This window comes from Nostoc sp., assembly GCF_036916985.1.
Taxonomy (GTDB): domain Bacteria; phylum Cyanobacteriota; class Cyanobacteriia; order Cyanobacteriales; family Nostocaceae; genus Nostoc.
In genome coordinates this window covers 79,433-104,408 of sequence record NZ_JBALFD010000064.1, presented here as the reverse complement: position 1 = coordinate 104,408, position 24,976 = coordinate 79,433, and the positions used below count along the sequence as shown (strand labels likewise).

The window sequence follows — 24,976 nt, the reverse complement described above, 5'->3', positions numbered from 1 at the left end:
CCACCTACTACACCCAGGCTGACAGTGGTGGAACTCGTAAAAGTTCGCTACTGAGGGAGTCGTGAATATAACTATTTGTAGCCAGAATTCTACCTGACTCAATTTTGACAGCAGTACCATCGTAGGCGGTGATTTTGCCCCCGGCTTCTTGTACCAAAATTATCCCAGCGGCAATATCCCAAGGAGAAAGTCCCCGTTCCCAGTAACCATCCACACGTCCACAGGCAACATACGCCAAATCTAACGATGCCGAACCGCTACGTCTGACTCCTTGGGTAAGATGGGTGAGATGACTAAATTCTGCGTAGTTGTTATCAGAGGTTTCACGGCGATCGTAGGCAAATCCTGTTACTAGTAGGCTTTTACCCAGTTCAGATGTTGCTGAAACCTTGATGGGCTGATGATTACGCGTTGCTCCTAAGCCAGCAGCAGCACTGAATAGCTCATTATGAAAGGGGTCATAAATGACACCAACTTGCGGAACGCCATTAATTAATAACCCGATGGAAACGGCAAAAAATGGGTATTGATGAGCGTAGTTAGTTGTGCCATCTAGAGGGTCTATTGCCCAGAGGTATTCATTTTCTTGATTACCTAATTTCCCTGATTCTTCAGCAAGAATAGAGTGCTGGGGAAAGTGGCGGCGCAAAATTTCTAAAATCAACTCCTCTGAGGCTTTATCAGCAGCAGTGACTAAATCACCAGGGCGTCCTTTTTCAATAATTGCGTCTTCTAACTTACCCAAGTAACCTTGCAAAATAGCACCAGCAGCCAAGGCTGCTTCTGTAGCAATATCTAGAAAAATTTGTAGATTTGTCATTTGTCATTAGTCATTTGTCATTAATTCTTCTACTTCACTTCCTCACTCCTCTACTCCCCCACTCTCCCCCTCAGCACTCAGCACTCAGCACTCATTAAAGATTTTGGCGGCGAAACTCGGCGGGAGTCAGGCGCATGGGCTTTTCTGGGTTCCAGATTCCTTGGCCCATAAGTCTCGCCCATTGTTGGGCGCGTTCTAAACGCTGGTCATATTTGTGGTTGGGCGATCGCCCCACAAACATTGCATTCCCTTGTTTGACTAGTTCTTCATTTAACAACACCTTATTTTTCCACACATAAGCTAGAGTTCGTCCGATTTTGTCTTTTGCTTCTAAATCAAACTCCAGCGTTACCAATTGTTCTACACCACCAATTAGATTCTCTAACTGTTCTTTTGCTGCTTCCCCCCAAGGGCGCTGTCGCAAATCTGGTGCATCAATACCAACTAACCGCACTTGGGAAATCAAATTTGGCTGTTCAGCCATACCTAAAACTTCCAAGCTTTGTCCACTAACTACCCGTGCTACTTTCACTTGGGCTTCACTGTTCGGCAGTTGGTTTTTAGCTTGGCAACTCACCAAGAGCAATAAGCAAGCCAAAATAGCTATTTTTCGCACCCAGTCACCAAAATGTAAAGGCATTAGAAACTCGGTGATTTTGAATTGTTTAATCCTCATCTAAGGGTAAACCCGCTTTAATTCTTCCCCTAGCAAAATAGCGACCAAACTGAAGTTCGTAGACTTCATCTTCGTCTTGTGTCTCCACTTCCAAGTCAGAACGAGGGTAACTCACACACAACAAGGCATAACCTTGCTGACGTAAATCTGGCGACAAGCCGATCGCCTCTGGTTGATAAATTTCTCCTGACAACACTCTCACAGCACAAGCGGTGCAAGCCCCGTTGCGGCAGGAGAATGGTAGTTCTACCCCTTGTTTTTCGCCAGTGTGCAGGATGTAGCGGTCTTCTGGCACTTCTAGGGTGTATGTTTTGTCAGTGGCGCGATCGCGAACTTTAATTGTGTATGTACGGGACATCTGGATTTGCGTTTTGGGATTAGGACTATCAGATTCAATCTAGAATATCTTTCTTTATCTTTGCATTTTCTAGGATTCTATAGTATAATGGTAACTTGTGGCACCTGGAGAGGTGGCCGAGTGGTTTAAGGCGCAGACCTGGAAAGTCTGTTTAGGGAAACTTAACGGGGGTTCGAATCCCCCCCTCTCCGTTTTCAGACCTAATTCTAAATATATAGTTTTAACCATAGTTCTACAAATAGTCAGGTTCATGAAGAAGCATGTCTGAAACTTAGACTGTTGTAGCTTATCCACAAAATACTGCTTAAGTTCTCTTTTAAGCAGTATTTTGTCAAGTGCATAACTTTCTGCGTGAATGCTACTAAAACCTCGACTAAGACTGTGGAACCCACACAGAAACAGAACCAGCATCGCATCGAAAATCAGCCCAGCCCTCATCATTCGTTGTCACAGGTTCGCTGATATGTTCAGTAATATCAATGTAAGTGCTGTTGGGTTGCCCAACTTCCATCCACTTAGTCCCTTCTCCTCCATTACTCAGAACAACCGCCATACCGCCAGGATGTTCTTCATCTCCTAAGCGTGTCCAGCCGATTGTGTTGGCGTGATCGAAGTAATCGTATTGGTCGCCATAGGCATAGGTTTGACGAACGTGCAAAAATTTATCAATTATCCATTTGTGACTATCGAGCCAAATCTCATGCTCATTGCCATCGCTACCCGTATCCTTATAATTAGCACCATAGTAATCCGCATAGAAGATACAGGGATAACCATCACTTCGCAGTAGAATCAACGCATAAGCCAACGGTTTAAACCAGCCTTCCACTACAGATTCCAATGACTGCAATGGTTGAGAGTCATGATTATCAACTAAGGTGACGGCTAAAGCAGGTTGCTGTTGCACCAAGGTGTTATCAAATATCTGCCGCATATCGTAGTCATTGCCTTGTTTGCTGGCAGCGCTAAAGTTATAGTGCAATGGCGCATCAAACAGCAACACATCACCACCGGTGACGCTAATGAAATGGTGCAGCGCTTCAACTTCATAAGACCAATACTCACCGACGGCAAAAAGATCGCGACCTGCTTTTTGGCGACAGTGTTGCAGCCATTCTGGGAAAAAGCCAGCTCTAACGTGTTTAACCGCATCAAAACGAAAGCCATCTACATCAGTGGTTTCTACAAACCACTCACCCCAGCGATTCAACTCCTCGCGAACTTCTGGACTTTCCATATCCAGATCGCATCCCATGAGATAGTCGAAAGCGCCTTTTTCCAGGTCAACGTTGTCATCAAATTTTTTATCTTTGAATAGATAAACTGCGTTCTCACCTTCGTTGTAAACGTTGTAATCAACTGCGTCGAAGTGCCACCAGTGCCATTCCATATCAGAGTATTTGCCTTGGCGACCTGGAAAGGTAAAGTGAGTCCACACTTTAATTGTTTGCATCTCACCGATGGGCTGGGTGCGATCGTCTGGATTGTAAGGCGTTGCTTCCACTTCTTCTTCTTGGTCTGCACCTAACTTGTGGTTAAGGACAACATCAGCATACACTCGAATGCCAGCAGCTTTTGCCGCCTTAACAGCAGCGATATACTCGTCTTTTGTGCCGTACTTTGTCCGAACCGAGCCTTTCTGGTCAAACTCGCCTAGATCGTATATATCATAGACTCCATAGCCGACATCGTAGCCACCCCCTGTTCCTTTGTATGCTGGGGGTAGCCAAACAGATGTAACACCTGCATCAGCTAACTCTTTGACTTTATCTTTAAATTCATTCCAAAGATTGCCATCTGGAGGGATATACCAATGGAAGTACTGCATCATTACACCATTCAGTTGAGCCATGTGCATCCCTCTAGTAAAACTTACGATAAATTGTGATTTCCGACACAAAGAGTGTACATTAAGTTTTATGTTTTGTCTTTCAATAGAAACAAAAATCTACTAAAAAACTGCGCTCAACTCATATTGTTTTCTTCTGTGGCTGACAGTTCTTCAGCCAGGTTTTTCTGGAGTGCTTCCAATACTGCGATCGGGTCAGCCGGTTCCTGCATCGATTTCGCTTCCGAATCATCCCGATTTATCACATTAGGCAAATCGGTACGGAGTTCTTCTAATAGAGCAATAATCTTGGCAATTTTTTGCTCGGAGAGCAGGTTAAGCTGTAGCATCAATTGCGCCCGTTGTTCGGCAAAGTTTTCTTGGCGAGTTTGTCGTACCAGTACTCCGGTTGAGATCACCAATGACGCTGCGTCTAAGCCTTGACCTGACCAGCTAAACGAGGGTAGATTGAATGGCAAAAAGCGATCGAAAAAACTGCTAAAAATCCAGATAGCCAGTATGAATAGCAAACTATACATAAATATCGATCGCCCAAAGAATGTAGCGATCGCTTCTAGTATCCGCTGGTGGACGGGAATATCTCGAACTTCCTGGGTATGAAGTGAAATAATCGCTTCAATATTTTTTGCAATCGGGTCTGGCAATGGAGCCGTGATCACTTGATTTCGAGAAGCTTTCTCTTTGAGTTTATTAGCATCTGAACTGAAGTGTCTGTTCACTGTGTAGTCTGCGTTATCGGTCATGCACCAACTCCTGAATCTGGATGTTACTCGATTATTGCTTATCTTCCACCAACGATGGCGTTTTACCGCACTCAGCACTTGCATGCCAATACTGCTCGATTATTTAGATTTAGAACTAGAAAAATTAAATATAGCGGTTCTCAATTGTGTGAAATATAGACCTAACCCCCAGCCCCTTCCCTTGTAGGGAAGGGGAGTGAGCATCAAAGCCTCTCTCCTTTTAGGAGCTACGGTGTACACACAAGTCTTTGAGAGTTGCCTCACAGCGTTTAGATCCCCCCTAACCCCCCTTAAAAAAGGGGGAACCAGAGTCAAAGTCCCCCTTTTTAAGGGGGATTTAGGGGGATCTTCAACGATTTTGGTTTTATACAAAGATGTGTGTACACCGTAGCCTTTTAGGAGAGAGGTCAAAATGTATTGCATCCAAACGAGAAGCGCTATATTATTTCCAAATAAATCGACTTTAGGGGCGTACAGATGTACGCCCCTAATAGGTATTTCGTAAAACCAAGGGTATTGAGTTCTAAGGCACCTCAATAGGAATCAAAGCATTTTCTGGCAAGTAATTGGAAAAACGGCCTTCATCTGCAAGCACTACAATTAGGCGCAGAGAATAATCTGGCGGAACTTGCAAGTCTGCCCACGGTACTGCCAACTCTAAACAACTATTTAAAGCCACTTGAGCGCGACTAAAACGGGGCTGCCATTGATAATTGTCTCCAGCTTCCCGAAACTGAATCGATTGCGTCAGCAAATTAACTTCTAAAAGGTGGTGGAAAAGATAATTTAGTGGGGCTGCATCTGGTACATCTGCTAATGGGACTGGGCTATTGACCATTGTTTTTTCTGGATAGAACCACAGTAAATTCAACTCTGTTGGCAAATCCCGCCCTGGTGCAGCGCCACTTTTAAAGTCCAGCCGCAAATAAAAATTTAAGTGATCGGCCCCATACCAAAGTCGCTGGATGACGCTGCTATTGTGCATCGTTCCCCGCGCCCCACCGATTTCTATGCGTCCAGCTTTGTCCCAATCTTGCTCATCACCCTTACCATCGATAACAGGATGGATAAACCCTTGTGGGGCGTGGTTTCCCTGTGCTTGGTGGCTTTCCACTGGTTGCTTGAGATAGGGCGGTACAGGTTCATTTAATGCTTTGTAAATGCCAAACAAATGTTCTCGAAACAACTGGTCAAAGATGGCATCTTGATTTGACGAGTGTCCTGCACCAAACCACCAAAACCAGTCAGAACCCTCTGCGGCATACAAAGCTTCCCACGCTTCGGGGTTGTTTTCTTCCGTCGCTTCGGGATGACTTGCCAGCATTTTTCTTGCTTCTGTCAAATAATCCCAAGCACGATTTTTGGCAGGATCGCCGATCCAAGTGGTGAAGCTGCCATCTACCCAAGAACCACTATGTAGTTGTCCTCCGGGAATGGTGGCTGTGGCTGGAAATTCTTCGAGAAATTCGGAGACAGTAACGAGTTTGAGGTGGGGTTCATCGCTCAAACTTTGATACAAAGCTTCTAGAAAGGGTTTGCCATCTTGGGGATAAAATTCCCAGCAATTCTCACCATCCAAAGCGATGGTAACTAGCCAAGGTTGTTCACTTTGACTATCTCTTTGCATTTTAGCGATCGCTTGCAAATGTCCCACTAAATTTGCTGCTGCCTGTTTCGCTGGCATTGCACTATAAGTAAAGCCAATCAAATCTGATAATCTATGGTCACGAAACACAATTGACAAGTCACCCTCGGCGGTTTGTAGGCGATAGGGTCGATACAACAATTCTGGTTGCTGCACATTCCCCGCCCCATCCCGATGAAAAAAGTGTTTCAGCGTCCACCCTAAGACGGCTTCATCTGAGCATATCCACTTAAAACCTTGGTTAATAATATGCGGAAGTACTGCCGGACTTACTGACTGTTCTGAAGGCCACAACCCACGAGGGATCTGTCCAAAGCGGTCTTTATAAAAATTCCAAGCTTTTTGCAAGTGGCGGGGAATATCTTCTGCCCATTCAAAGCGCTGCTTTGGTAGTGTCATATTGGGCACAGCTACCCGACCAGAGTTAGTATCAGCTAGTAAGGGTAAAATCGGGTGAGTGTAAGGTGTGGTGGTAACTTCTAGCTGCCCCGCCTCCTGCATTTTCCGATGTTGGGGGATAATGCGGCTGAGAATTTCTCGTTGTTTGGAATAAATGCGCTGGCGATCGCTTAAAGTAAAATTCCGTCCCTGTTTTAACCAAGCAGCAATTTCTGGGTCATCCCAAAATAGCGGATCGATCCAAGCCAAATTGTGCCAAGCTAGCAAATCACCATAATCTGGCAATTCCCAATTTGCTAAACACCAAGCTTGCCCTTTTTCCTGCCTTTGGTAGTACAACTCGGCATAGCGGGGATGAGGGTCAATCAAGGTATGGTGATTGGCATCGAAAAAGTGTTGGATGATGAATTCCCGCTGTTGCTGGGTGAGTTGTTCATCTGGTGTCAAACTAGCTGTAAGGTAAGGGTCAAAAGCAGTACCAGCAATATAATCTTCTAGTTGCAATATTAGCGATGGCACTAAATTCACCGTTTGGTGTAACTTAGGATACTGTTTTAAGAGCAATACCAAATCTAAATAATCTTTAGTTCCATGTAAACGTACCCAAGGTAGACGGTAGTGCTGACTCGGAGATAGCGAAACGCCGCTGCCAGGAGATTTGTACAGCGGCTGATGTTGATGCCAGATAAAAGCAATGTAGAGAGGATGGGACATAGCGAGTAATTAGGAGTTAGGGATTGGGGATTACAAATTAGGGATTAGGTATTAATGATAAATTATGAATTAAAAAATCCATTCTTCCCTAGTCCCCAGTCCCCAGTCCCCAATCCCTAGACTACTTGCTCAATTTCTGCAATTTCGGGAATCATTTCCTTAAGACGGCGCTCAATACCCATTCTTAGGGTCATTGCAGAACTGGGACAAGAACCACAAGCACCTTGCAGCCGTAGTTTTACAACAGGCCCATCGAGTTCTACGAGTTCCACATTGCCGCCATCAGACATAAGATAAGGGCGCATTTCATCTAAAACTGTTTCAACGTTGTCAATTGTGAGTTCCATAGTTTAGACCTGGTAAGTTAATGATGGGCATTGGGAATGGGGCATGGGGCATGGGGCATTGGGGATTGAATAATAATGATCCCTGTGCCAGATGCGCCGTTACTCATTAACCATTATCCAAAATTTTATTTTCTAGCTTTCTTAAATCGATCCTAGACGCAATTGCAGCTAGTTTGTCAGTTGTTTAATTCACATTTGGCATTTGTCTTCACACGCGTAGCGCTTTTATTACACACTTATCTAGAAGCTTAATATTAGAGTAACTGAACTCAGTAGTGCTGCGATTCCCATCGTAATCACTTTGACTTCACTGTTATTCAGTTTAGTCCAATTTTCCTCAAGGGCAGACTTCACTGCTTGCTTGGGAGCAAGCTATGTTTTGGGTATTACTGGTTTATTTGCGATCGCATCGCAACCTTTAGTGGCGATCGCTAGAACGTAAAATAAAATGTATCGCAGATTTAAGAAATAAGTTCATGCGGCGAGACTCAATTTTTTACAAACTTTTCCAACAATCCCCCACTTTGCTATTTGAACTATTGACAAATTACCCAATAAATGCACAAGGTTATCGATTTGATTCGGTAGCCGTTAAAGAACCTAAATTTGAAATAGATGGAGTATTTCTACCGCCAGAAAACGTAGGTGCTGGAATTGTATATTTCTGTGAGGTACAGTTTCAAAAGGATGAACAGCTTTACGAAAGGGTATTTGCTGAATCTTCTTTATATTTCTATCGTAACCGTGACAGATTTAGCGATTGGCAAGCGGTTATAATTTATCCGTCGCGCGGTATCGAACAAACCGATATTCACCCTCATCGAACCCTGCTTAACGGAAACCAAGTGCATCGCGTGTATCTGGATGAATTAGGGGATATTCGCCAATTACCTTTATGGATAGCATTGATGGTGTTAACTACTGTAGCAGAAGAACAAGCATTACAAGAAGCTAGATATTTACTTGAGCGTTCTTCTGTTGAACAGTCCGAAACTGCAAGTCGCGTCATAATAGAGATGATCACGACAATAATGGTGTACAAATTTGAACAATTAAGCCAAAGGGATATAGAACAAATGTTAGGTATAACACTACAGCAAACGCGAGTTTATCGAGAAATCAAGGAAGAAGGACGCTCCGAAGGACGCTCCGAAGGGCGCTCTGAAGGACGACAAGAAGAGGCAGCTAATCTTGTAATTCGTCAGTTGACTAAACGATTTAGGCAGGAATTCTCTGAGGAAATACGCTCCTCAGTTTCTAGTTTACCTTTGCCTGTTCTAGAAGATTTGAGCGAAGCACTGTTAGATTTTACCAGCGTGGCTGATTTACAGGCTTGGTTAGAAGTGCGATCATAACTCCCCTAGACCAAGCAAATTACAAATTACGAATTACGAATTATTTTAATTTGTCTGATTTCATTATCTGTAAAAGGATTTACGAAACCTGGTTATCAAAGAGCCTCTAACCTATACATTCTGAGTCGCTATCATTAGACGAAACCATAACTGGTTGTTGATATAGTGGCACAGTGAATGTGACTGTTGAGCCAAGTCCTTCACCCAAACTATAAAAATGTACCTCGCCGCCCATTGCCTCTACTAGCTTCTGGGATATTGCCAGTCCTAAACCTGTGCCGCCGTACTGGCGAGTGCGGGAGCCATCCACCTGAGAGAATAATTGAAACAGTTTATCTTGTTTGTCTAAAGAAACACCGATACCGGTGTCTGCTACGCGTACTCTCACCATGCCAGGAAATTGCTGATCTTGAAAGTTCGCCTTTTTGAGTACTAAATCAGCGCTAACGGTAACACCACCCTCATGGGTAAATTTGATCGCATTACCTAGCAAATTGAGCATCACTTGTAGCAACCGTTGGTAGTTGCTTTGGACAATGATTTCATCGGAAGTAGCAGGCATTTGCATCCTAAAGCTAAGTTTTCTCATTTCTGCTTGAGGACGCATGAAACTTTCGACATCACTGAACAGCTCATCTAGTTTGACTGGAGCATAAGCTAGCTCCATTTTGCCAGCTTCAATTTTGGCAATGTCCAAAATGTCGTTGATGATATTCAGCAAATGTATCGATAAGTGATGAGCTTCTGCTAAAAACTGGTTTTGTTCTTCTGGGTCATCAGCCATCCCTTCTAGAATCAACTTCAAAAAGCCAATCATCCCGTTGAGGGGGGTACGAATTTCATGGGATACATTGGCCAGAAACTCACTTTTGAGGCGGGAAGCTTCTTCGGCTTTTTGACGCGCTATTTCTAATTCTTCATATAAAGTAGCATGTGCGATCGCAGTTCCCAATTGATCTGCTGCTTCTTTCGCTAGTTCTAATTCCGATTCTGTTAATGTATAGCATTCATCCTGCCAATTCAAGGCAATCAATCCATTAGCTTGGTCTTGATAGCAAGTAGCAACCACCAAAGTTTTCTGCCGCCCAGATCCCATATATCCAGGCACTTCCATCACAACTGGTTCTAGAGTTGCCAAGGCTTGAGCAAAGGCAGCCTCAGAAGCGATATCTATGTCTGAGCCAAGCATTGATTGGAGGTCTGGCTGGCGATACTCAGCCTTCACTTGCACTTTTGAGCTTGAGGGTTGATAAGGACAAATAATGCAGCGCTCTAGCCGCAGTGCTTTCCCCAAACTGTCAACTGTTTGCTGCCAAATAATATTTAAATCTAATGTCCGGCGAATATTTCTGGTAATGCGATTTACCAGTTTTTGGTGTTGCTGTGAACGTAAAGCCAACTCTATCTGTGTGGGTGTTTTTGATGCCACACGCGCTTGTTTTTTGTTGAGTGTCGCTTGCACTAAGCGTCCCATCACTAAAACTGTAGTGGCAGTGGTTCCCAAACTCGGCATAATTGGACTAATCACTAAGTCCAACTCAAATAATTCCTGGTGGTAGCTAAACCAGCACTGAAACCTTTCTGGGACTAAATTTGTCAAAATTCGGTGCAATCGTTCCAAATAACTAACCTTATCCACCGGGGCAAAGGTTTGAGTTTGGTTCAGAGCCTCAACTATTTTTTCAGTATTTAACCCCAGAAGTTCGCTGTACTGCCAACAAAAGGTCAGATAGCGCCCTGCCCCATCTTGCGTATAAACCAACTCGGCTCCTAGAGTTGGTAATAAGCCGTCAGTCTTACTGGTAATAGATTCCAGATTTTGGGAAAATACATTCGGCAATTGGGAATTGGCAGTAATAGTCATTAATTGAGTTGGATAGACAAAGGGTGTCCGACCGTAATTTTACTAAAGCCGCTCAAATTTATACATAAATTTTTACAGCTTTTTTGTGTTTGATTGGGTATTTTTTGGCGTTCTGGAAACCAAATTGGCAAACTTTACTTTTTTGACTTGCATTGACAGTTGACTAATGGCGTCAATCGTTCCATTCACCGCGAGGAGGAACAGGAGTACGCACAGGTGTGCGCGTTAGTTCGTCATCTCTGAGGATTTCACCCCGCAACCACTGGCGAATCGCCACTTCAATCACCTTACTTGGGTCATTCGTAAGATGCTGAATTTGCTCTAGTAACTCTGAGTCCAAGCGGACAGCAATTTCTACCTTATCGGTTTGTGTGTTTCCCGCTTCGGTAGTTTTTTCTTGCATATTCATAGGTTTATATACTCTGAATTCTCTGAATTGGGTTTGTCTAAAGTTTTGTAAAGTAGTTATATTCATCATTTGGGCTAATTTACGGAGAAATCTTTAAGGGCACAGTTAAATAGTTCCCTAAAATAGCACCAAAGTAACAGCTTAAAGTTTCAAATCGCATTTTTCATATAACTGACTAGACAATTGACTTTAGATGTTTTGCTGATAAATCACTGATTCTGAGCAATTACAGGTCGCAATTGCTCGCGATCGCTACATGATCCCTACATGTACTTATTTACATTTATTGTACGCTCCTAGCTGTTGAATACTAGCAACGACAAATAGACTTTCATAATATTCTTAAAAGTCCACCTATTGAGATATAAAGTTAAAGACGGGGTGAAGGGGGAAGGGGTATTGGGGACTGGGGACTGGGTATTGGGTATTGGGTACTGAGTATTGAGTATTGAGTTAGGAAAACTCTTCCCTAGTCCCTAGTCCCTAGTCCCTAGTCCCTAGTCCCCAGTCCCCAATCCCCAGTCCTCACTAAAAGCGGAGCGTCTTGGCTAAGAAAGCATTAAAATACATTAAGTAAATTGCCCTTTTAACTTTGGTTGCTGCTAAGGCAAAGATAGTATATGACTGACGTTCCCGCAGTTCGCATTCGCAATTTTTGTATTATTGCTCACATCGACCACGGGAAATCAACCCTCGCCGATCGCTTACTACAAGCTACTGGCACTGTTGAAGACCGACAGATGAAGGAACAGTTTCTCGATAACATGGATCTGGAACGGGAGCGCGGCATTACGATTAAGCTGCAAGCTGCCCGGATGAATTACACAGCTAAGGATGGTCAACAGTACGTACTGAATTTAATTGATACTCCTGGACATGTGGATTTCTCGTATGAAGTTTCTCGCTCTCTTGTTGCTTGTGAAGGAGCGCTATTGGTAGTAGATGCGTCCCAAGGTGTGGAAGCACAAACTTTGGCGAATGTATATTTAGCGTTAGAGAGTAACCTGGAAATTATTCCGGTTTTGAATAAAATCGATTTGCCGGGGGCTGAACCAGAACGGGTAATTGGCGAAATTGAAGAAATTATCGGTCTAGATTGTAGTGGTGCAATTCTGGCTTCTGCTAAAGAAGGAATTGGGATTGATGAGATTTTAGAAGCAGTTGTTGAACGGATACCGCCACCGCCCAATACAATAAATGAACGCTTACGAGCGTTAATTTTTGATAGCTATTACGACAGTTACCGGGGAGTAATTGTCTATTTCCGAGTGATGGATGGCACAGTGAAAAAAGGCGATCGCATCCATTTAATGGCATCCGGTAAAGAATTTGAAATTGATGAGTTGGGTGTCCTTTCTCCGACTCAAAAGCAAGTTGATGAACTGCACGCCGGGGAAGTAGGCTATTTGGGAGCGGCAATTAAAGCTGTAGCTGATGCACGGGTAGGAGACACAATTACCCTCAGTAAGGCGAAAGCAGAGTCACCCTTACCAGGTTACGCAGAAGCGAACCCAATGGTTTTTTGCGGGATGTTCCCCATTGATGCCGATCAATTTGAAGATTTGCGGGAAGCCTTGGAAAAGCTGGAACTCAATGATGCAGCGCTGCACTATGAACCAGAAACTTCCAGCGCGATGGGTTTTGGCTTCCGTTGTGGGTTCTTAGGTTTGCTGCACATGGAAATCGTTCAGGAACGCCTAGAGCGAGAGTATAACCTGGATTTAATCATTACAGCCCCCTCGGTGGTTTATAAGGTGATTACCCTCAAAGGAGAGGAACTGTACATTGATAATCCTAGCCGCTTACCTTCTCCCAACGATCGCGAAAGAATTGAAGAACCCTACGTTCAAGTAGAGATGATTACGCCGGAAACTTATGTTGGCAGCTTGATGGAGTTGTCACAAAATCGCCGTGGCATCTTCAAAGATATGAAATATCTCACCCAAGGACGAACCACACTTACTTATGAGTTACCTTTGGCGGAAGTTGTAACTGACTTTTTCGATCAGATGAAATCGCGATCGCGCGGTTATGCCAGTATGGAATATCACATTATCGGCTACCGTGAAAATCCTTTGGTGAAGCTGGATATCATGATTAACGGCGATCCTGTAGATTCCTTGGCGATGATTGTGCATCGAGATAAAGCTTACAACGTCGGGCGGGCAATGGCAGAAAAACTCAAAGAACTAATTCCCCGTCATCAATTCAAAGTGCCAATTCAGGCATCTATTGGTAGTAAAGTTATTGCCAGCGAACATATCCCGGCTTTGCGGAAAGATGTGCTAGCCAAATGCTACGGTGGTGACATCAGTCGGAAGAAGAAACTTTTACAGAAGCAAGCAAAAGGTAAAAAACGGATGAAATCTGTAGGGACTGTAGATGTACCCCAGGAAGCCTTTATGGCAGTACTGCGGTTAGATCAAAACTAATAGGAGTTAGAATTCAGAATTTAGAATTCTGAATTCTGAATTCTGAATGAATTTGAGTCCGAGTGGCGGATATCGCTACACAAAGCGAGTCCGCGTACTCCTGCAAAGAAGCAAGCTAGTACGGCAAGTTAAAAGTCAAAAGAATTGTATTCCAAGCTCTTACACTATTTGAAATGGTCTGTTTATTTACGCCATGCTGTACTAGCAAGAGCGTCTGAATCTACTATTTTCAGTCCCCCAGCAAATTTTTTATTCTGAATTCTGTATTCTTCTTCAACATTCATTAATTTTCATTACAAAAGCCTCAAATGAGTTCCAGCCTGCTGTTGCAGGTTTAACAATTCTTAAGTGTGTCTCTCGTGCAGGATTTCTAACAGAAAAAATGATAATTTATTTTAGAAATTCAAAACATCATGAGTCGCAAGCAAGCCCAAGAACAACTCTCTGAGGCAGAACAAAAGTATCGCACTCTCGTAGAACAAATTCCCGGTGTTGTTTATGTCTCACCCATTAATGACACAACTAAAGAAGCTTATATTAGTCCACAACTGCAACAATTATTAGGCATTGCCCCCGAAGACTGGAATTTTGGTTTATTCAAAAGTTGGTTAGATTTCACTCATCCAGACGATCGCGATCGCTTTTGGCAAGCTGTAAACACTACAATTGCTAACGGAGAGCTTTTGAGTGTCGAGTATCGAATGATCAGACGCGATGGCATAACAATTTGGGTACGAAACCAAGCCAATCTCGTTTTATGTGCTGATGGGCAAACTCAGCTGCTTCAGGGTTTAGTGTTTGATATTAGCGAACACAAACAAGCAGAAGCCGCACTACAAGAGAGCGAAGCGCGTTATCGTGCCATACTTGAAGACCAAACAGAACTGATCGCTAGAGGCTTGCCCGATGGTACTATTACTTACGTTAATGAAGCTTATTGTCGATTTTTTGGACTGAAGCAAGAAGAGATTATTGCCCAACACTATGAACCGGTTGTGTTTGAAGAAGATCGGGAACGTGTGTTTAGTCTGGTAAATTCCATTAGTTTAGAAAATCCCATGACTACTCTTGAAAATCGGGCCATAACTTACCAAGGGATACGGTGGACACAGTGGATTGTTCGTGGGATATTTGATGACCAGGGAACGATTGTAGAACTTCAATCTGTTGGACGAGATGTTACTGACCTCAAATTGGTAGAACAAGCTTTAAGCGAGAATGAGCAAAAATTCCGGGCGATCTTCAATCAAACCATTCAATTTATCGGATTGCTTCAGCCGGATGGTATTGTATTAGAAGCTAACCAAACAGCACTAGACTTTGCTGGAATTGATCGAGAAGAAGTAGTTGGCAAGCTATTTTGGGAAGCAAAATGGTGGACAAATTCTCCAAATACCCAAGCGCAATTAAAAGCTGCGATCGCAGCTGCGGCTAATGGTGAATCGATTCGCTATGAAGTTGAAGTTTTAGGTCGAGATCGTGAAGCGATCGCAATTGATTTCTCAGTACGTCCTATACTTGATGAAACCGGGCGTGTGACATTACTCATCTCAGAAGGACGAGATATTACTGAATATCAAGCCGCCCTGCACGAACGCTACAAAGCTGAAGAAGCATTGCGTTCAAGCCAAGACTTTCTGCAAAAGGTTGCTAACAGTGTACCGCATATTTTGTATCTGTTTGACCTTTTAAAAGGAACAAGTGTTTATCTGAACGAGAAAAGTGTGACAGTTTTAGGCTACTCTCCAGAGGAATTTTGTAACGCCGATCCCCAGTGGTTTATAAATTGCTTTCATCCAGACGATCAACACCTCTGCCATAATTTATCAACTCGCTTTGTCCATCTTCAAGACAATGAAGTACTTTCCACCGAATACCGATTCCGACACAAAAATGGAGAGTGGCGTTGGCTGAATACACGAGAAGTAGTATTTGCCAGAGATGCTAACGGCACTCCAACGCAGATTCTTGGTTCGGTAGAAGATATTAGTACTCGTAAAGAAGTTGAAGTGATGTTGCGACAGCAGGCTGAGGGAGAACGGCTAATTACTGAAGTAACTCAACAGATTCGACAATCACTGAATTTGGAAGAAGTTCTGAATACAACAGTCAACAGTATTCGCCAGTGCTTGGGTTCAGATTCCGTAGCTATCTACCAGTTAGAATCTGACGGAAGTGGACATTTTGCGGCCGAATCAGTTCGTGATGAGTATCCTCAGAGATTAGAACTGACAATGCACCCATTTTCGCTTAACCGAGATTTTAGCGACTATTACCAGGGATTACCTAAAGTCTTCCATGAAATTCAGGAGTCTGATTTTTCAGCCGATCTTTTTGAGTTATTGCAACTATATCAGATTAAAGCTGCTATAATAACCCCTATTTTGAATAGAGAGCATCTATGGGGTTTACTCATTGTTCACCAGTGTGTAGCACCTCGTTACTGGCAAGAATTTGAAGTTAATTTATTGCAGCAGTTGGCAAGTCAAGTGGCGATCGCGATTCATCAATCAGTACTCTACCAGCAAGTGCAAGCTGCCAATGAAGAATTGCAAAGATTAGCTACCTTAGATGGCTTGACTCAAATAGCCAATCGCCGCCGATTTGATGAGTATCTTGAGGCTGAGTGGCATCGACTCAAACGCGAGCAAGTTTCACTGTCTTTAATTTTGTTCGATGTCGATTTTTTTAAACTCTACAATGATACTTATGGTCATTTAGCGGGGGATGATTGTTTGCGGCAATTAGCAAGTGCCCTGAAAAATATTGTCAAGCGTCCAGCCGATTTAGTCGCCCGTTACGGTGGTGAAGAATTTGCTGTCATTCTGCCTAATACAAATATTCAAGGAGCAATCTATATAGCTCAAACTATTGGACAAGCAATCCGCGACTTAGCCATTCCCCATACTCAGTCTCGTGTGTGCGATCGCGTTACCGTTAGTCTAGGCGTTGTCAGCATTGTACCAAACTGCGAAATTTCGCCCCCAGACTTGATTAATGCAGCAGATAAAGCACTTTATATCGCTAAACAGCAAGGGCGCGATCGATTTCATGCTGTTTGCGTCGTGACTCCTTCTTAAAGCCTGAGTTGCAAAACGGACAATAGTCCTCCTAATTACGAATTATTACTATACCTTGCTTCTATCCTTAGCCTATAGTTGATAACCTTTAACAAAATCACTGTTAAAAAATCTAAAAATTTTAGTAAAAGTACTCACTGCATTCGCTAGACCTGTATTTTTAGGTAAATGTAGTTGTTTAGATATTAGATATTTGTAAAGTGTCGGGGAGTCTAGTAGATGAAGATACTGGTATTGAGTTGGGAGTTTCCACCAAGGATTATTGGGGGAATTGCGCGGCATGTAGCGGAATTGTACCCGGAGTTGGTAAAGCTAGGACATGAAATCCACCTGATTACAGCGGAGTTTGGTCAGGCGTCGATGTATGAGGTCGTTGAGGGAGTAAAAGTACATCGAGTGCCAGTAGCACATAGTAACGACTTTTTCCACTGGGTAGTCAATCTCAACCTGAGTATGGGAGATCATGGTGGTAAGTTAATTTTGGAGGAAGGGCCCTTTGACTTAATTCATGCCCATGATTGGTTAGTCGGAGACGCTGCGATCGCTCTGAAGCATAATTTTAAAATACCACTAATTGCCACAATTCATGCTACAGAATATGGACGCTACAACGGTATTCACACAGACATCCAAGGCTATATAAATGGCAAAGAAACCTTGCTGGCTTACAATGCTTGGCGGATTATTGTTTGTAGCGACTATATGCGCCAAGAAGTAGAACGAGCGCTACATAGTCCTTGGGATAAAATCGATGTTATTTATAACGGTATCCGAGCCGAAAAGAAACAGCATCACGTAGATTTTCATGCTCTAGATTTTCGCCGCCAATTTGCCACAGACAATGAGAAAATCGTTTACTACCTCGGTCGCATGACCTACGAAAAAGGTGTACCTATATTGCTCAATGCCGCACCTAAGATACTTTCAGAAATGGGAGGTAATGTTAAATTTGTGATCGTTGGTGGCGGCAATACTGACCATCTCAAGCGCCAAGCCTGGGATTTGGGAATTTGGCATCATTGCTATTTTACTGGTTTTCTCTCCGATGATTACTTAGATAAATTTCAAACTATCGCTGACTGCGCGGTTTTTCCAAGTCTTTACGAACCCTTTGGAATTGTGGCTTTAGAAAGCTTTGCTTCTCGTGTTCCTGTAGTAGTTTCTGATACTGGTGGTTTTCCTGAAGTGGTGCAACATACCAAAACAGGTATTGTAACTTGGGTGAACAATCCCGATTCTTTAGCTTGGGGAATTTTGGAAGTATTGAAAAATCCGGGTTATCGCCAATGGCTGGTAGATAACGCTTATGAAGATTTAGAACGCCGCTTTAGCTGGCCAAAGTTAGCCAAGCAAACCGATCGAGTTTATCAGCAAGTTGTGCAAGAGCGATCGCAAATAGCTTGGTAATCAATCAAGTACAGCAGTTTTCTTTTGCATGGAGTACAAAAGCTACTGGTTTTGAGACAGGAGATAGAAACTGTTTATATCTGAATCTGGAGTCCAGCATTTTGTACCTCATTTACTTGCAAACTGCTGTAAGTAAAGAAATGTAAACTTTGTTAAAGCCTGCATAAATTCCTAATCAGCTTTTGATAATTCCACAAGAGGCACTGCTGTAATTTGTTCAGCAGTACAAATTTCACCTGGTTTTGACGTTGCTCAATTGCAGTATGAATCCACATATAGAAATTAGATTTTTGAACAAGACTCACTACGTATGTACCCCTGTTCCCTGTCCACGCAAGTAAATTCTCCGAATCAAACCAGATTCCTATAATTCACTTCTATACAACTGTTTTGCGATCGCTTTGAGTTAGAAACTTCCAAGAAATAAATTATCCATCTTGTGGGATGGGTGTCCCCACCCGTCCCAGATTTAGGGCGCTCATGTTGCCCACCCCACAAGAAAATTTGGGATGTTTTTTATTTGGAATTCCCTCAGCAACTTCATCACTATTGAGTCATCTTCTGGAGATAAATTTAATTATGACGCTTTCAACCGAAGTAAGTGTTACTTTAGGTACACCTGCGCTCAAAGCCTCTACCCGTAATGGAATGGGAGCTATTCCCTACGAAGGAGGAACAGCCTTTCGGGTTTGGGCGCCATTTGCTTCAGCAGTTTATGTGGCTGGAGATTTTAATAATAAGTCTACAACCACAAATCCCCTCGCCTCTGAAAATAATGGATACTGGTCTGTAGATGTTCCTGAAGCTAAAGAAGGCCAAAAGTACCGCTATTTAATTCAAGGATCTTTCATACCAGCTGATTCTCTATGGTGGCGCACCGATCCCTACTGCAAACATGTCCTCGACAATGATGGCGCTGATGGTGTGATTGTCACAGATAAGTTTGACTGGGGAAGCAATACCTTCAATATGCCACCTTGGAATGAATTAGTGATTTATGAGATGCACGTAGCTTCTTTTAATAGAACTAAAAACAAGCCGGGAAATTTCAGTTCAATAATCGATAAACTAGCCATTTTAAAAGACTTAGGTATCAATGCTATTGAACTGATGCCGATTTTTGCTTTCCCAGGGGAATATTCTCTAGGCTATAATCCGGCTTTTCCCTTTGATATAGAAAGTAATTATGGCGATCCTCATGACTTTAAAAACTTTGTCAAAAAAGCCCATGAATTGGGCATAGCCATCATCCTCGATGTAGTTTATAACCATTTTGGTGATAAAGAACTAGATTATTCTCTACGGCGGTTTGATGGTTGGAGTCAAAATGATGGGGATGGGATCTATTTCTACAATGACAGACGTGTACAAACAGGTTTTGGCCCTCGCCCAGATTATGGCCGGCGTGAAGTGCGGCAATATATCCGTGACAACGTTCTGATGTGGCTAGAAGAATATCAAATAGACGGTTTACGGTTTGATTCTACAGTCAATATTCGTAATATTTACGGCAAGAACAACGAGCCTGAAAATGATATTCCTGAAGGCTGGAGTTTGATGCAATCGATCAATAATGAAATAGATAGCAAGATGCCGTGGAAGATTACCATTGCGGAAGACTTGCAAAACAACGAATGGATCAACCGTAGTACAGGAGGCGGGGGAGCAGGATTTGATTCTCAATGGGGTAGCTTTTTTTATTATTCTATTTTTAATGCAGTGGTAGCTCCCACAGATAGCGCCCGTAATATGTACAGCGTGCGGGACGCTATTTTGCAGAGGTTTGAAACCGATGCTTGGAAACGAGTTATCTACAGCGAAAATCATGATGAAGTAGCTGAAATTAACCACAAAGTCAGACTCCCGGAAGCAATTTGGCGTGGTAATGCAGATAGTTGGTTTGCCCGCAAACGGTCTACATTAGCAGCCGCTCTCGTTTTTACATCTCCTGGAATTCCAATGATTTTTCAAGGTCAGGAATTTCTGGAGTGGGGAAGTTGGAGTGATTCTGGTACTTTAGATTGGAGCAAGAAAGATAAATTTAGTGGTATTTGGAATCTTTATCAGTCGTTAATTCGTTTACGTCGCAACTGGAATAACAATACTAGAGGTTTACGTGGACAGTATGTAAATGTACATCATGTCAACAATAACGATAAAGTTATCGCCTTCCATCGTTGGGATCGCGGTGGGGTAGGGGATGATGTTGTTGTTGTTGTGAATATGGGCGATCGCTCCTACGATCGCTATAGTCTGGGCTTTCCTAACGGCGGAATTTGGAGAGTGAGGTTTAATAGTGACTGGAATGGCTACAGCCCAGATTTTGGCAACCATCCTGGTTATGACACCTTTGCAGATCGCAGCAATCCCAATGATTCTGATGGTATGCCCTTCCGTGCCAATGTTGGGATTGGGGCTTATAGCGTCTTGATTTTCTCTCAATCATCGGACTGACGCAAAATTATGAAAAACGTAGATGCGTTGGCGTTGCCGTTCGCATAGGGTTTCCGAAGGAGAAAGCTACCGTAAAAGGCGCATATATACAAAAAAATCAGAGTTTCAGAGAGTTCTTGTGTAAGTGAGTAGTACACTCATAAAAGCGATCTTCATAGATGAAAGAGGGGGTGTAAAAGTACTGCACTACAAAACTTTTCTGACGCCAAAACCCATTGATAAATATCTACCACGAAAAAATAATGGCTATTGAAATTCTACAAACAGACGACCAGTACGTACTTAACCACTGCACTAAATTTATCGCCAGAGATAATAAAGATTCCCGTCATAACTTTGGACAATTGACTGACGATGATCCCCGTTCTCGTATTGCCGAAAATTGGCGATTTCCGATTATCGATAGTTACAGCAATGGTAAAGATTTTGTTAAAAGTTATTCTTCCAACGTAGTAACTTTTGTCTATCAACAACCAGGAGCAACACCACCAAAAGATGTTGCTGTGATTGGGACTTTTGCCAACCTTTATGAGCCAATTCCACTTCAGCCTGTTAACTTTGCCGGGGAAGCCACAGGATATTATGCTTTATCCATTGTCGTACCGAAAGCACAATTTCACACCTATAAATTTATCGTTGATGGGCAGGCGATTATAGACCCAATCAATCCCCAACGCGCCCAGCTTGATAACGGTCAATTATGGTCACGCTTTTTTACCCAATTATGCACTGAACCATTGAACTTTGAAGATTGGGAATTTGACATTGTAACTCGATTAGTAGATCATATTTTGCCTTTCCGAACCAAGGAAGGGGAGAACTTTTTGAACCGTTATTACAATTTTTTGGGTAAACAAGATAAACAAGTGCAATATGCCTATGCTTATCGTCTAGATGAATCTGTAGGAGCGGCAAACTTTATTGACAACATTTTAGCTAGAGAAGAAAATCATCATTTAATTGATTACAAAATTTGCTTAGGTCAAATTAACCAAATATTGAGACAGCGCAATCCCTACGTTGAACCAAAAGATGTCTCTAAAGAGTTGTACATCGACCTGTATAACGAAATGGCTACTAACCAAGTCAACGGTTGGAATTATCAGCAATACCAAGAACCCCGTTTCTTCCTCCAATTACTGCGTCGTCACACATTTACAGGTGCATTTTCTCATCCGAAATATGGTGGCAACGTGGGAGGAACAGGTTGGGCTTATCTCTCAGAAAGGTATACAGATCAGAACGGCAAAACCCTATTTGATTGGCGCAGAGCGATAGAAGCACCCCTTGGACTTAACAGCGATTATCGGGGCTAATTGATTTCCTCAGGAGAATATATATGCAAACTGAATTTGATGTAGTGATTGTTGGTAGTGGCGCTGGGGGTTCGCCCATTGCCTACACTTTAGCGAAGGCTGGGAAATCAGTGCTAATCCTGGAAAAAGGCCCGCTATTTAGACCCCAGTATCAGAATCCTCAGGGGTTAAGTGACTTTAAGCGTGACGAATTATTTGCTGATGGCCCAGAAAAGCGCATCCGCATTCCGGGAGTTGCTAACTTCAATGAAGCCTTTTATTCTAGCCACGTTGAACCAGATATTAACGACGAGCCGCATATCTACCGCGATCCCAATGGACAAGATAGAGCCACAATCGAAGGCTATACAGCCCAAGTAGTAGGCGGCGGTACTCAACTTTATGGTGGTGTTTCTCTGCGGTTTACACCTACCGATTTACGCCTACAAAGCTTTAATGCTGGACGTAATGACTTAAAAAATGACCCGAATGGCGATGTCCAGAGAGAAGCGCGTGATTGGCCTGTTAGTTACGATGAGCTAGAGCCGTACTATGTGAAAGCTGAATACCTTGTAGGTCTTAACGGCACTGCTGACAACCAACTCAAGCCTTTTAGTAAAGATAGCTATCAACCGCCCCTAGAACCTAACCCAATTAGTAACTATGCGAAAGCGGGTATGGACAAGCTAGGTGAGCAATTGGGTGCTGGTAAACCGATTAAGCCCTACCGCACACCCCTAGCGGTGATTACCCGTGACCATGAACCCAGTGGGCGCAAAGTTCCCAAAGACCCCGAAACCCTCAAAACCAGTTATGTGAACCGCTTTGGCTGTCCTTTGGGTGTGAAATCGAGTACTTGGGTATCTTTACTCAGCCCGATCGCTAATTTACCAAACTTTGAAATTCGCACAAACTGCGTAGTCACCCATCTAGAAAGTGAGGGGTCGAAAGTCAGCCGAGTTGTGTACCGCGATCCTAGTGGCAAAACCCGGTTTGTTCAAGGAAAGTTGGTAATCGTAGCCTGTTCTGCCATTGAATCTATTCGCTTGCTGAAGCTGTCAGCACAGCTGAGTTCCGAATTCAATAAACGCATCAACCAAAATGATTTACTGGGTAAATACTTCCTTACCCACTGTTTTGGAGGTGCTAGCGCCCTCATGCCCACCCGTAGCGATAAAACCTTAGCTCTCGATGCTGATTGGGCAACCGATGCTTGCGCCACTGACGACTTTCTCAAAAGCAGAGGGCTTTGGGCTGGTGGAGCAGTCTACAACAATACTTCCGATCAAGCCTTGCCTATTTCTCTCGGACGTACCCACGGTAGTCGAGATTTAGACACGCTTTGGAAAGGCTTTATTGAGGATACCAGTTTAGCGGCTCAAGGGTTGACTGACTTTTTGGACAACAACATAGGCAGGGGTTTATCCGTCAGCTTTATGGCCAATCAAGTACCCCTAAAGACCAATCGGATTGAACTCCATCCCACAATTCAAGATAAATGGGGTCGTCCTGTAGCTCACATCATCAAACAATGGCACAGTCACGATAGATATCTCATGGACACCTTGGCTGAAATGTGTGGCCAGATTTTGAAATTGGGTGGTGATACAATTCCTGGCGAATTCAAATTTGAATTTCAAGGTCAGGGTGGCGTTTACCTGGCAGAAAACGCCTTGGCACGGATTGCTAACCATATTCTTGGGGGAGCAAGGTTTGGTAATGACCGCAATGATTCTGTGCTAGACCGCAATTGTAAAGCTTGGGACTTTGATAACCTCTACGTCACCGATGGCTCATTTATGCCCACTTCCGGAGGCGCGAATCCCACCTTGACAATTCAGGCCAATTCTTTTCGGGTAGCTGACGAATTACTTAAGAGGCTTTAACTTTATGGACCCAGCATTTAACGATATTCAAAGTAATCCGTGGAATGAGATTTTCAAAGTCGTCTTCTTTCCCGATCGCATTTACCATGCTGAATACCTCAACGCTACCCGCAGTCCCCGCTACCGTTACAATGTGCGCGAGGTTCGCAGCTACCTGGGTATCAATGCTCTGAAGGGAGAAGTATATCTTGATGGCAAATTTATCAGTAATTTCCTGAGACTGGAATACAGATCCAGTCGTTTAGTAGAGCAAGTACGCGAGAAAAAGCGGTTGCTCAGTAATGGTATAATTGCTTGGGTGAGGCTATTACCGGAAGATCAAAGCAAAAAAGCAGAGTCTAGAGTCAAGCTGCACTATTGTCCGTGGATTGATGCTTACGAGGTGGAGATTTGGGAAACCCTAGAAGCTCCCGCCACCAGCTACCACGATTTTCAGATTTTGGATCAGATGGGGCGTAACGGGCCAATTACGCGAGTCAAGGCATTTAACGCAGCTTTACAAGATATCAAAGCACTGACGCAGATAGAATTGGCATTTCGGGAAAACGATCGCAATTTACCCACTGGCTACCAAATTAGTGATGCTGATGCCTGTTGGGATAATGACTATTCGCGATCGCACCAAGAACCCCGCACCCAAGAACCCAGTTCACCGCAAAATACGATCTCGGATCAAAATTACCTGATCAATTTCCAACGCGGCTGGTTTTTGCAAGCACCAAACATTCAGCCTGTGCGCTATCGCAATGCCATGATGGATAGCGACAATCCAGATCGAGGAGACGACAACATTATTGATATGCGCTGGATTGTGCAACGAGAACTAGGCGGTTCCAACATCTTCTTCCACGAAGTAACAATTCCTCCCGGCAAAGTCGAAGGCACTCACCAACATATTGGCACGGAAGAATTGTACTACATCACCGAGGGTGAGGGCATTGCCTACATGCGCGTCGGTGATGATCCAGCAACCGATAAATACCCGACTGTCGAACGTCAAGTGATGGGACTGGGGAAACGCGAATTTAAAGAACTGCCGGTGAAACCAGGTAGCATTATTTTCACCAAGAGTGGTGGGATGCATGGCATTCGTAACCCTGGTACACAACCTCTAAAATTCGTTGCTTTCTTATATCACACAATCTAAACCGAATTTTAGATTTGGGATTTGTTATTTTTAAATTTTGAATTTCCAATCCAAAATTTAAAATCTAAAATCTAAAATCTAAAATTCTTTACGTCC

Annotated in this window: 18 protein-coding genes and 1 tRNA gene; 10 read left to right on the top strand and 9 right to left on the bottom strand. The window is 43.3% G+C overall.

Features of this window, described 5'->3' with window-relative positions; translation table 11 throughout:
- Positions 1-7: 7 nt before the first annotated feature.
- The 3 genes from V7L07_RS21665 to V7L07_RS21655 form a co-directional block, all read right to left on the bottom strand.
- Entirely contained in the window at positions 8-820 is an 813-nt protein-coding gene (locus tag V7L07_RS21665) for an inositol monophosphatase family protein (RefSeq protein ID WP_335060955.1), read from the bottom strand.
- A 94-nt stretch (positions 821-914) separates the two neighbouring features.
- A complete protein-coding gene (locus V7L07_RS21660) occupies positions 915-1,460 on the bottom strand; it encodes a thermonuclease family protein (protein WP_335060954.1) in 546 nt (181 codons plus the stop codon).
- Positions 1,461-1,485: 25 nt separating this feature from the next.
- On the bottom strand, positions 1,486-1,854 hold the full coding sequence (locus V7L07_RS21655; RefSeq protein WP_335060953.1) for a 2Fe-2S iron-sulfur cluster-binding protein: 369 nt from the start codon (positions 1,852-1,854) through the stop codon (positions 1,486-1,488).
- 106 nt (positions 1,855-1,960) lie between these two features.
- On the opposite strand from V7L07_RS21655, the gene V7L07_RS21650 reads away from it, so the two are divergent.
- Positions 1,961-2,045: transfer RNA gene (locus tag V7L07_RS21650), tRNA-Ser, on the top strand.
- A gap of 182 nt (positions 2,046-2,227) precedes the next feature.
- Here V7L07_RS21650 and V7L07_RS21645 read toward each other — a convergent pair.
- From V7L07_RS21645 to V7L07_RS21630, 4 genes are all read right to left on the bottom strand, one after another.
- A complete protein-coding gene (locus V7L07_RS21645) occupies positions 2,228-3,706 on the bottom strand; it encodes an alpha-amylase (protein ID WP_335060952.1) in 1,479 nt (492 codons plus the stop codon).
- Positions 3,707-3,819: 113 nt separating this feature from the next.
- Positions 3,820-4,446 carry a DUF1003 domain-containing protein gene (locus V7L07_RS21640; RefSeq protein ID WP_335060951.1) on the bottom strand — a complete coding sequence of 209 codons (627 nt, stop codon included), beginning with the start codon at positions 4,444-4,446 and terminating at the stop codon, positions 3,820-3,822.
- A gap of 523 nt (positions 4,447-4,969) precedes the next feature.
- Positions 4,970-7,204 (bottom strand): glycoside hydrolase, encoded by a 2,235-nt coding sequence (locus V7L07_RS21635; RefSeq protein WP_335060950.1) that lies wholly within the window; start codon positions 7,202-7,204, stop codon positions 4,970-4,972.
- 116 nt (positions 7,205-7,320) lie between these two features.
- Entirely contained in the window at positions 7,321-7,551 is a 231-nt protein-coding gene (locus tag V7L07_RS21630) for a NifU family protein (protein ID WP_012408256.1), read from the bottom strand.
- Between the two features lie 301 nt (positions 7,552-7,852).
- Here V7L07_RS21630 and V7L07_RS21625 point away from each other — a divergent pair, with 301 nt between their 5' ends.
- Positions 7,853-7,993: a hypothetical protein gene (locus tag V7L07_RS21625; RefSeq protein WP_335060949.1), complete on the top strand. Its 141-nt coding sequence runs from the start codon at positions 7,853-7,855 to the stop codon at positions 7,991-7,993.
- A 34-nt stretch (positions 7,994-8,027) separates the two neighbouring features.
- On the top strand, positions 8,028-8,906 hold the full coding sequence (locus V7L07_RS21620) for an Rpn family recombination-promoting nuclease/putative transposase (protein WP_335060948.1): 879 nt from the start codon (positions 8,028-8,030) through the stop codon (positions 8,904-8,906).
- Between the two features lie 106 nt (positions 8,907-9,012).
- Here the strand turns inward: V7L07_RS21620 and V7L07_RS21615 are convergent, their stop codons facing one another.
- A complete protein-coding gene (locus tag V7L07_RS21615; RefSeq protein ID WP_335060947.1) occupies positions 9,013-10,770 on the bottom strand; it encodes a sensor histidine kinase in 1,758 nt (585 codons plus the stop codon).
- Between the two features lie 172 nt (positions 10,771-10,942).
- Positions 10,943-11,179 (bottom strand): hypothetical protein, encoded by a 237-nt coding sequence (locus V7L07_RS21610; RefSeq protein WP_179068670.1) that lies wholly within the window; start codon positions 11,177-11,179, stop codon positions 10,943-10,945.
- Between the two features lie 620 nt (positions 11,180-11,799).
- On the opposite strand from V7L07_RS21610, the gene lepA reads away from it, so the two are divergent.
- The 7 genes from lepA to V7L07_RS21575 all read left to right on the top strand — a co-directional run bounded on the left by lepA (position 11,800) and on the right by V7L07_RS21575 (position 24,880).
- Positions 11,800-13,611 (top strand): translation elongation factor 4, encoded by a 1,812-nt coding sequence (gene lepA, locus V7L07_RS21605; protein ID WP_179068671.1) that lies wholly within the window; start codon positions 11,800-11,802, stop codon positions 13,609-13,611.
- A 413-nt stretch (positions 13,612-14,024) separates the two neighbouring features.
- Positions 14,025-16,691, top strand: a complete 2,667-nt coding sequence (locus tag V7L07_RS21600; RefSeq protein ID WP_335060946.1) for a PAS domain S-box protein — start codon at positions 14,025-14,027, stop codon at positions 16,689-16,691.
- Positions 16,692-16,910: 219 nt separating this feature from the next.
- The gene (locus V7L07_RS21595; protein ID WP_335060945.1) at positions 16,911-18,098 is read left to right on the top strand and encodes a glycosyltransferase family 4 protein; all 1,188 of its coding nucleotides are present in this window, start codon (positions 16,911-16,913) and stop codon (positions 18,096-18,098) included.
- Positions 18,099-18,677: 579 nt separating this feature from the next.
- A complete protein-coding gene (locus V7L07_RS21590; RefSeq protein ID WP_335060944.1) occupies positions 18,678-20,552 on the top strand; it encodes an alpha-amylase family glycosyl hydrolase in 1,875 nt (624 codons plus the stop codon).
- 242 nt (positions 20,553-20,794) lie between these two features.
- On the top strand, positions 20,795-21,868 hold the full coding sequence (locus V7L07_RS21585) for a gluconate 2-dehydrogenase subunit 3 family protein (protein ID WP_335060943.1): 1,074 nt from the start codon (positions 20,795-20,797) through the stop codon (positions 21,866-21,868).
- Positions 21,869-21,891: 23 nt separating this feature from the next.
- Positions 21,892-23,733 (top strand): GMC family oxidoreductase, encoded by a 1,842-nt coding sequence (locus V7L07_RS21580; RefSeq protein ID WP_335060942.1) that lies wholly within the window; start codon positions 21,892-21,894, stop codon positions 23,731-23,733.
- 4 nt (positions 23,734-23,737) lie between these two features.
- Positions 23,738-24,880, top strand: a complete 1,143-nt coding sequence (locus V7L07_RS21575) for a cupin domain-containing protein (RefSeq protein ID WP_335060941.1) — start codon at positions 23,738-23,740, stop codon at positions 24,878-24,880.
- Positions 24,881-24,976: the final 96 nt, after the last annotated feature.